This window comes from Tardiphaga sp., assembly GCF_025356345.1.
Classification (GTDB): domain Bacteria; phylum Pseudomonadota; class Alphaproteobacteria; order Rhizobiales; family Xanthobacteraceae; genus Tardiphaga.
The window spans coordinates 1-7,692 of record NZ_JANXTC010000049.1; the positions used below are offsets into that span (position 1 = coordinate 1).

A 7,692-nucleotide genomic window follows, 5' to 3' on the forward strand; every position below is an offset into this window, starting at 1 on the left:
CGCGCCCGCCACCAGCCCGAGCGAGGGCAGCGCCACCCTGGCCGATGCGCAGGCCGCTGACCTTGTCGCCGGCAAGTACTATGTCAACGTCCACACCGAAGCCAACAAGGCCGGCGAAATTCGCGGTCAGGTGACGAAGTAACAATCAACCGCCGGATTTTTGAAGTATCAAAGGCGAACGCATCGCGTTCGCCCTTATCGATGGTGCTTTTGTCGGATCGACAAAGCCGGACCCATTGGTCCGCAATGAGGAACGGCCTCAGATTTTCAGGCGAAACGTCTCGTGGCAGCTGCCGCATTCCTTGCCGATGCCGCCGACATTGGCCTTGAGGCTGTCGAGATCCTTGATCTTGGCCTTGGCGTCGGTGACGACCTTGGCGAAGCTGGCAATCTTGGCGTCGAAGCCGGCCTTGTCTTCCCAGATTTTCGGCGAGGAGCTGTAGTCACCTTCCGGCTTCAGGCCCTTGGTGCTTTCGGGGAACAGGGTCGGCAGCTTCCTGGCGGTGTCATCGAGCTGGGCCAGCGCCGCGTCGACGGCGGCCTGGTCGTAGGGTTTGTCACCCTTGGCCATCGCGCTGAGCACGCCACCGAGATTCCGGCCATTCGCCTTCATGATGTTCTGGGCCTCCTTCACGACGTCCTGCTGCGCGGCCACGGCACCCAAGCCGAGCATCAACACTCCCGCGACAACCACCATCTTCATCATCATCGGCCAACATCCCCTGTTTTGATTGAACGCCCAGCCGACGACAGGTGTCCCCGGACCTCGAAGGCGCGACGATCTAACGCCTCATTTCCATAACCCCGCGGCCGGCGGTCTATTCCGGCCGCGGCTGCGACATTACAGCCGATGCAGCCGCTCCTGCTCGCGGATCGCCATCCACACCCGTTCCGGGGTCGCAGGCATGTCGATATGGTCGATGCCGTATTCGCGATTCAGGCCCTCGATGATGGCATTGACGACCGCGGGACAGGACCCGATCGCGCCGGCCTCGCCCGCCCCCTTCACGCCCAGCGGATTGGTGGTGCAGGGAATGTTGCGGGTCTCGAAGCTGATCGGCGCGGCGTCGGCGGCGCGCGGCAGCGCATAGTCCATGAAGGTGCCGGTAACGAGCTGGCCGTCCGCCGGATCATACACCGCCTGCTCCATCAGCGCCTGGCCGATGCCCTGCACGGTGCCGCCATGGACCTGGCCGGCCAGCAGCAGCGGATTCAGCGTCACGCCGAAATCATCGACGATGACGTAATTGACGATCGCGATCTTGCCGGTGGCGGGGTCGATCTCGACCTCGACCGAATGGGTGCCGTTGGGAAAGGTGCCGTCGGCACTGGAGAAAGTCTCGGCGGCATTGAGTTTGGACGGATCGGCCTTCTTCGCCAGATCGGCGAAGCTGATCGATCGATCGGTGCCGGCGATCCGGATCACGCCATTGTCGATCTCAAGATCGGACGCGCTGGTTTCAAGCGCATCCGCGGCGAGTTCCTTCAACGCCAGCCCGAGTTTTCGGGTGGCGCGCTGCACGCTCACGCCGCCGGTGGGGATCGAGGCCGAGCCGCCGGTGCCGAGGCCGGTGGCGACCTTGTCGGTGTCGCCCTGGATGATGTGGACCCGCTCGGGTGCGACGCCGAACTGTTCGGCCACGATCTGCGCATAGGCGGTGTGATGGCCCTGCCCTGTCGACTGGGTGCCGATCAGGATGGTGATGTCGCCATCAGCCCCGAGCGCCACATTGGCGGTCTCGTCGCCCATGGTGCCGCAGACCTCGACATAGGTGGCCATGCCGATGCCGCGCACCAGGCCGAACTTCTTCGCAGCCCTCGCGCGCTTCGGAAATTCCTTCCAGTCCGCGACATCCATCGCCCGATTCATGTGCGCGGTGAAATCGCCGGAATCATAGACTTTGCCGGTGGCGGTCTTGTACGGCATCGCCTTCGGCGGGATGAAATTCTTGCGGCGGATCGCATCCGGCGAAAGCCCGGTCTTTCGCGCGCAGGCATCGACCAGCCGCTCGACCACATAGGCCGCCTCCGGGCGGCCGGCGCCGCGATAGGCATCGACCGGCACCGAGTTGGAGAACACGGTGCGGACCCGGCAATGAAACGCCTGGATATCGTAAAGCCCCGGCAGCATGCCGGCGCCGCCATGCGGGATATAGGGCCCGAAGGTCGATAGATAGGCGCCCATATCGGCCATCAGGTCGACATCCATCGCCAGGAACTTGCCATCCTTGTCCATCGCCATGCGGGCATGGGTGACGTTGTCGCGACCCTGCGAGTCGCCGAGAAAGTGATCGGTGCGATCCGCGGCCCATTTGACGTTTTTGCGCAGCTTTTTCGCGGCTACGGCCACCAGCGCATATTCACGGTACGGAAACAGCCGCGTACCAAAACCGCCGCCGACATCGGGGCAGATCACCCGCATCTTGTCCTTGGAAATCTTGAGAACATTATCGCAAAGAATATCGCGCAGCCGGTGGCTGCCCTGGCTGCCGATCGTCAGCGTCATATGATCGCGCGCGGCGTCATATTCGCAGATCGCGGCACGGGTCTCCATGTAGTTGATGATGACGCGCGGATTGACGATTTTGACTTCGGCGATCACCGGCGCGGAGGCGAATACCGCGTCGACCGCCTTCTTGTCGCCGATCGGCACGTCGAACAGCAAATTGCCGGCATGCTGGGGCCAGACCTGTGGCGCATCGGACTTCACGGCGTTGACGAGGCCGTTGACGGATGGCAGCGGCGACCATTCGACCTCGATGGCCTCGACAGCGTCGCGCGCCTGATCGATGGTCTCGGCCACCACGAAGGCCACCGCGTCGCCGACGTGGCGCACGGTGCCGGACGCGAGAATGGCGTAGTCCGGACCGGTGAAGGGCGTGTCCGGGAGATTGAACAGGCATGGCAGGCCGCCAAGATCCTTGACGTCCTCCGCGGTGAGGATGGCGCCGACACCTGGCAAGGTTCGCGCGCGCGCGGCATCGAGCTTGAAGGTGGCGTGGGCATGCGGTGAGCGCAGCACCAGCGCGTGCAGCGTCCGCGGCGCGTGGTCGTCGGTGTAGCGGCCCTTGCCGCGGATCAGAGCGTCGTCTTCCTTGCGCAGGACGCTTTGTCCGACGCCGAATTTGATGGGGGCCATGGTGTCTCCGCCGACAATTTAGATTTTATCCATTGTGCAGCGGAACGGCAGCCAGCGCAAATGTGACCTAACTGCGCACCAGCGCGCGCAGCCAGCGGCGGCCGAACAACAGCAGCACCAGCGCGGCGTAGACCACCACAGTAACGCCGATCAGCACGCCGAGCGCGGCTTCGTCGCGCAGCGTGCTCATCGCGGCGAAGTGCACCGCGGCAAAGCGCGCGGCGAGCCACAAGGCTGCGGCCAGCACGACGCCGATCATGAAGAATTTCAGCAGCGAGATGACAAAACCGCGGTCGAACCGCAGATAGCCGGCCCGCACCGCGAAACCGATCACCAGCAGCAGATTGACCCAGGCGCCCGCCGCCGTGGCCAGCGCCAGTCCGACCTGCGCCAGCGAGCCCATCAGCAGGATTTTCAGCAGCACGTTGACGGCGATGCCGGTCAGCGCCGCCTTCATCGGCGTCGTGGTATCCTTGCGGGCGTTGAAGGTCGCAATCGCGCTACGGATCAGCACGAACGGAATCAGCGCGATCGCGTAGGCCGCGAGCGTGGCGGCGGCGACCGCGGCGTCGGCCTTGGTGAACGCGCCGCGGGCGAACATCGCGCGCATGATGACGTCGGGCACCATGAGAAACGCGGCCACGAACGGCACCGAGAACAGCAGCGTGAATTCGAAGGCGCGGCGCTGCGAGGCCATCGCGCCGGCATCATCCCCCGCGGTGATGCGCCGCGACATTTCCGGCAGCAGCACGGTGCCGATCGCGATGCCGATCACACCGATCGGCAACTGATTGAGGCGATCGGCGTAATACAGCGCCGACAGCGCGCCGACCGGCAGGAAGGTGGCGATGATGGTGTCGGCGAACAGCGCGACCTGGGTGCCCATCGAGCCCAGGGTTGCCGGCCCCAGCGCGCGGAAGAAGGCGCGGACGTCCTCGTCGAGCCGCAACGGCGCGAAGCGCGGCAGGCCGCCATGGCGGGCGAGATCACCGGCGAGCAGGAAATATTGCAGGAAACCGGAGATCAGCACGCCCCAGGCGGCGGCGTGGCCAGCGGTGGGAAACAGCACCGCCAGCGCCAAGGTCGCCATCATCGAGATATTGAGGAAGATCGACGCCGCGGCGGCGCTGGCAAAACGGTTGATGACGTTGAGCATGCCGCCATACAGCGTCACCAGCGTGATCAGCAGCAGATAGGGAAAAGTGATGCGCGTCAGATCGATGGCGAGGCGGCGCTGCTCGGGATCGTCGGTGAAACCGGGTGCCAGCAGGCTCATCGCTTGCGGCATGAACAGCAAAGCCACGATCAGCAGCACGACCTGCGACACGAACAGCAGCGTGAAGATCCGGTTGGCGAATAGCCGCGCCGAGATCTCGCCGCCGCGGCCATGAACATGGGCATAGGCCGGCACGAAAGCGGCATTGAAGGCCCCTTCGGCAAAGATGGCGCGGAAATGATTGGGCAGCCGCAACGCGACGAAGAAGGCGTCGGCGATCGGCCCGGCCCCCAAAATCGCGGCGAGCAGGATGTCGCGCGCAAATCCGGTGATCCGCGACAGCAGCGTGTAACCACCGACGGTGAAAATACGTCCAAGCATGCGCGGCTTTTACAGCATGCGGCGATAAGGCCAAATGGGGATTGCGGAGAAATCGCAGCGACGTTCTCATGTCCCGGACGCGCCGCGGCGTTCTTCACGCTGCTGCGCGGATCAGGAATCCCGGTGGCATCTTCGAAAATAACCGGGACCCCGGATCAGCAGCGCACCACGCCCAAAGCGAGGCGCAGTGCGCGGCGTCCGGGGAACGAACGCTACGCCAGCGCATCGCGCACCGCCTGGATGACGCGGTCCTGGGTCGGCTCGTCCAGATAGGCATGCACCGGCAGGCTGATGACGTCGGCGGACAGCGCCTCGCACACCGGCAGCCCGGCATCGCTGACCGGATAGGCCTGATAGGCGGTCTGCATGTGCATCGACTTGACGTAATAGATCGCGGTCGGCACGCCCTGCGCCTGCAACGAGGCGGCGAAGGCGGCGCGGTCCGTGCCCTTGGGCAGCCGAATGGTGTAGCAGGCCCAGATCGACTCATTGCCGGCGGTGACCCGCGGCACGGTGACGATATTGCCGAGGCTGCGCGCATAACGCTCCGCCACCTTGTTGCGGGCGGCGATCTCGTCGTCAAAAATCTTCAGCTTTTCGAGCAGCACCGCCGCCTGGATGGTGTCGAGCCGGCCGGTCAGGCCGAGGCGGACATTGTCGTATTTGTCCGAGCCCTGGCCGTGGACGCGGATGCTGCGCAGCACATCGGCGAGTTCATCATCATCGGTGAAGATGGCGCCGCCGTCGCCATAGCAGCCGAGCGGCTTGGCGGGGAAGAAGCTGGTGGCGGTGGCGAGCGCCGCGGTGCCGAGACGCTTGCCCTTGTATTTCGCACCGAACGCCTGCGCGGCATCGTCGAGCACGAACAGGCCCTCGGCCCTGGCGATCGCCGCGACGGCATCGTGATCGGCCGGCTGGCCGAACAGGTCGACCGGAATGATCGCCTTTGGCGTCAGGCCAAGTTTTTTGGCCGTGGCAATCGCGCGCCGCAGCGAGGCGATATCGATATTGAACGTTGTCTCGTCGACATCGACGAACACCGGCGTCGCGCCGGTCAGCGCCACGGCCTCGCCGGTGGCGCAATAGGTGAAGGACGGACAGAACACGGCGTCGCCGGGGCCGACCTTCCTGGCCATCAGCACCATCAAGAGCGCATCGGTGCCGCTGGCGCAGCCGATCACATGTTTGGCGCCGCTATAGGCGGCCAAAGCGGCCTCGAGCTGGGTGACTTCGGGGCCGTTGATGAACTGGCAATGGGTGAGCACGCGGCCGACCGCCGCGTCGATCGACGCGCCAAGACGACGGCGCTGCGCGCCGATATCGATGAAGGGAACCGGGTCGATGCGGGTGTGCTGGTTCATTCTGGGCCTGCAAATGAATGTTGAACGACGCCGCGCAAGCGCGACGAACGGATAGCCTAGCCGACCACCTTGCGCGGCAGCGGACGCGCGGCGGTCGCCGCCGGCTTCTTCGGCGCTCCCAGGCACTCGATCGCGATTTCGAGCGAGGCGACGCCCTGCTCGCCGGTGACCGCCGGCGTGTCGCCGGTGCGGACCGCGGACAGGAACGCCAGCAATTCCGCCCGCAGCGGCTCGTCCTGGCCGACCGGCAGATGCCGCATCGAATAGCTGCCGTCGGTCTTGAAGCCGAAACATTCGGTGACCTGGCGGGTCAGCAGATCGCCCATCACATATTTGCCGCGGGTTGCCACCGTGACGGTGCGCGCCTTGAACGGCGTCAGCCAGTTGGTGTTGATATGCGCCAGCACGCCGGAGGCGGTGCGGAACTGCAGCAGCGCGATGTCCTCGCGCTCGGCGATGGCATTGGCGAGCTGCGACTGCACCTCGACAATGTCGGATTCGGTGAACCAGCGGATCAGGTCGATGTCATGCACCGCGAGATCGATGACCACGCCGACATCGGACATCCGCGGCGGGAACGGGCCGACCCGGGTGATGGCGATCGAGAGAATGTCCTCATCCTTGATCGCCTGTTTGATGGCGGCGACGGCGGGATTGAAGCGTTCGACATGGCCGATCATCAGCGTGACGCCGGCGCGCTGGGCCGCCTCGACGATGTCGCGGCCCTCCGCCACCGTGGAGGCGATCGGCTTCTCGACCAGAACGTGGATGCCCTTGGCGATGCAGGCCAGCGCCACCTGGTGGTGCAGATGGGTCGGCGCGGCGATGGTGACGGCGTCGACGCCGGCGGCGATCAGCGCATCCAGCTCCGCGAACGTGGTGCAGCCGATCAGCTTCTCGGCGCGGGCGCGGTGTTCGGGCAAGGGATCGACGATGCCGACCAGTTCGATGCCCGGCAGCCCGGCCATCACCCGGCCGTGGTTGGTGCCCATCACGCCGGCGCCGACCACGCCGACCCGGATCATGCGGTCAGCACCCGGACTTGTCGATTCCCTGGAAACCATCAAAAACCCCGAAATTCACCCGACACGTCCCGATCAGCGGGAGGTCTGCCGTGCCATTCTCCTAACATGCCGTCACAAATGTGGCGAATGGCCGGGCGGGTTACCCAAACACGTTTTGATTCAAAGAATTACACCGCGATGGCGGGTGCGGCCCAGCGCGGGAGAGAAGTGCTACAGAACGGCGACCAATTGAAATTGCTGGCCTTTTACGACATCCTGCTTGCGCGGCAGGTGCATGGATCAGACCGACGACGAGAGCGATGGCATGGGCCGACAATGGGTGGTGGTGGCTTGTTTGCTGGGCGGCTTGGTGGCCGTCGCCAGTTCCATTTTACCAGCGGGTGCTGAAGAAGCAGCTCCTGCCCCCGCCCCTATCGTCGAACGAACCGCCAGGGGCGCGACCGGGAAGAGCTTTCAGGTCGGAGTCTATCTCAATGTTCAGCCCGACTGCACCTCCGGCGCGTTGCCTACCATTCGGATGATCACCCCGCCGGCGAACGGCGTTGTCAGCATCAAGCGCGGCAAGATCAG

The 7,692-nt window shown here is 64.9% G+C and carries 6 protein-coding genes and 1 pseudogene; 2 read left to right on the plus strand and 5 right to left on the minus strand.

The window, feature by feature from the left end; translation table 11 throughout:
• Nucleotides 1-142: CHRD domain-containing protein (locus tag Q0S16_RS02560; RefSeq protein ID WP_295844692.1), on the plus strand; the 142-nt coding region annotated here is incomplete at its 5' end.
• A 117-nt stretch (nucleotides 143-259) separates the two neighbouring features.
• On the opposite strand, the gene Q0S16_RS02565 is transcribed toward Q0S16_RS02560, so the two are convergent.
• The 5 genes from Q0S16_RS02565 to Q0S16_RS02585 form a co-directional block, all read right to left on the minus strand.
• A complete protein-coding gene (locus tag Q0S16_RS02565) occupies nucleotides 260-706 on the minus strand; it encodes a cytochrome c (protein WP_295844694.1) in 447 nt (148 codons plus the stop codon).
• A gap of 135 nt (nucleotides 707-841) precedes the next feature.
• Nucleotides 842-3,139: a xanthine dehydrogenase family protein molybdopterin-binding subunit gene (locus Q0S16_RS02570; protein WP_295844681.1), complete on the minus strand. Its 2,298-nt coding sequence runs from the start codon at nucleotides 3,137-3,139 to the stop codon at nucleotides 842-844.
• Between the two features lie 67 nt (nucleotides 3,140-3,206).
• Nucleotides 3,207-4,736 carry a murein biosynthesis integral membrane protein MurJ gene (gene murJ / locus Q0S16_RS02575; RefSeq protein ID WP_295844684.1) on the minus strand — a complete coding sequence of 510 codons (1,530 nt, stop codon included), beginning with the start codon at nucleotides 4,734-4,736 and terminating at the stop codon, nucleotides 3,207-3,209.
• A gap of 212 nt (nucleotides 4,737-4,948) precedes the next feature.
• The gene (locus Q0S16_RS02580) at nucleotides 4,949-6,097 is read right to left on the minus strand and encodes a DegT/DnrJ/EryC1/StrS family aminotransferase (RefSeq protein ID WP_295844687.1); all 1,149 of its coding nucleotides are present in this window, start codon (nucleotides 6,095-6,097) and stop codon (nucleotides 4,949-4,951) included.
• A gap of 56 nt (nucleotides 6,098-6,153) precedes the next feature.
• A complete protein-coding gene (locus Q0S16_RS02585) occupies nucleotides 6,154-7,161 on the minus strand; it encodes a Gfo/Idh/MocA family oxidoreductase (RefSeq protein ID WP_295844689.1) in 1,008 nt (335 codons plus the stop codon).
• Between the two features lie 235 nt (nucleotides 7,162-7,396).
• Here Q0S16_RS02585 and Q0S16_RS02590 point away from each other — a divergent pair.
• A pseudogene (locus tag Q0S16_RS02590) lies at nucleotides 7,397-7,692 on the plus strand (hypothetical protein); the annotation flags it as partial.

Excerpts from the sequence above, each read along its gene's own strand:
- Q0S16_RS02565 (WP_295844694.1), bottom strand. The coding sequence starts at position 706 with ATGATGAAGATGGTGGTTGTCGCGGGAGTGTTGATGCTCGGCTTGGGT.
- Q0S16_RS02570 (WP_295844681.1), bottom strand. The coding sequence starts at position 3,139 with ATGGCCCCCATCAAATTCGGCGTCGGACAAAGCGTCCTGCGCAAGGAA.
- murJ (WP_295844684.1), bottom strand. The coding sequence starts at position 4,736 with ATGCTTGGACGTATTTTCACCGTCGGTGGTTACACGCTGCTGTCGCGG.
- Q0S16_RS02580 (WP_295844687.1), bottom strand. The coding sequence starts at position 6,097 with ATGAACCAGCACACCCGCATCGACCCGGTTCCCTTCATCGATATCGGC.
- Q0S16_RS02585 (WP_295844689.1), bottom strand. The coding sequence starts at position 7,161 with ATGGTTTCCAGGGAATCGACAAGTCCGGGTGCTGACCGCATGATCCGG.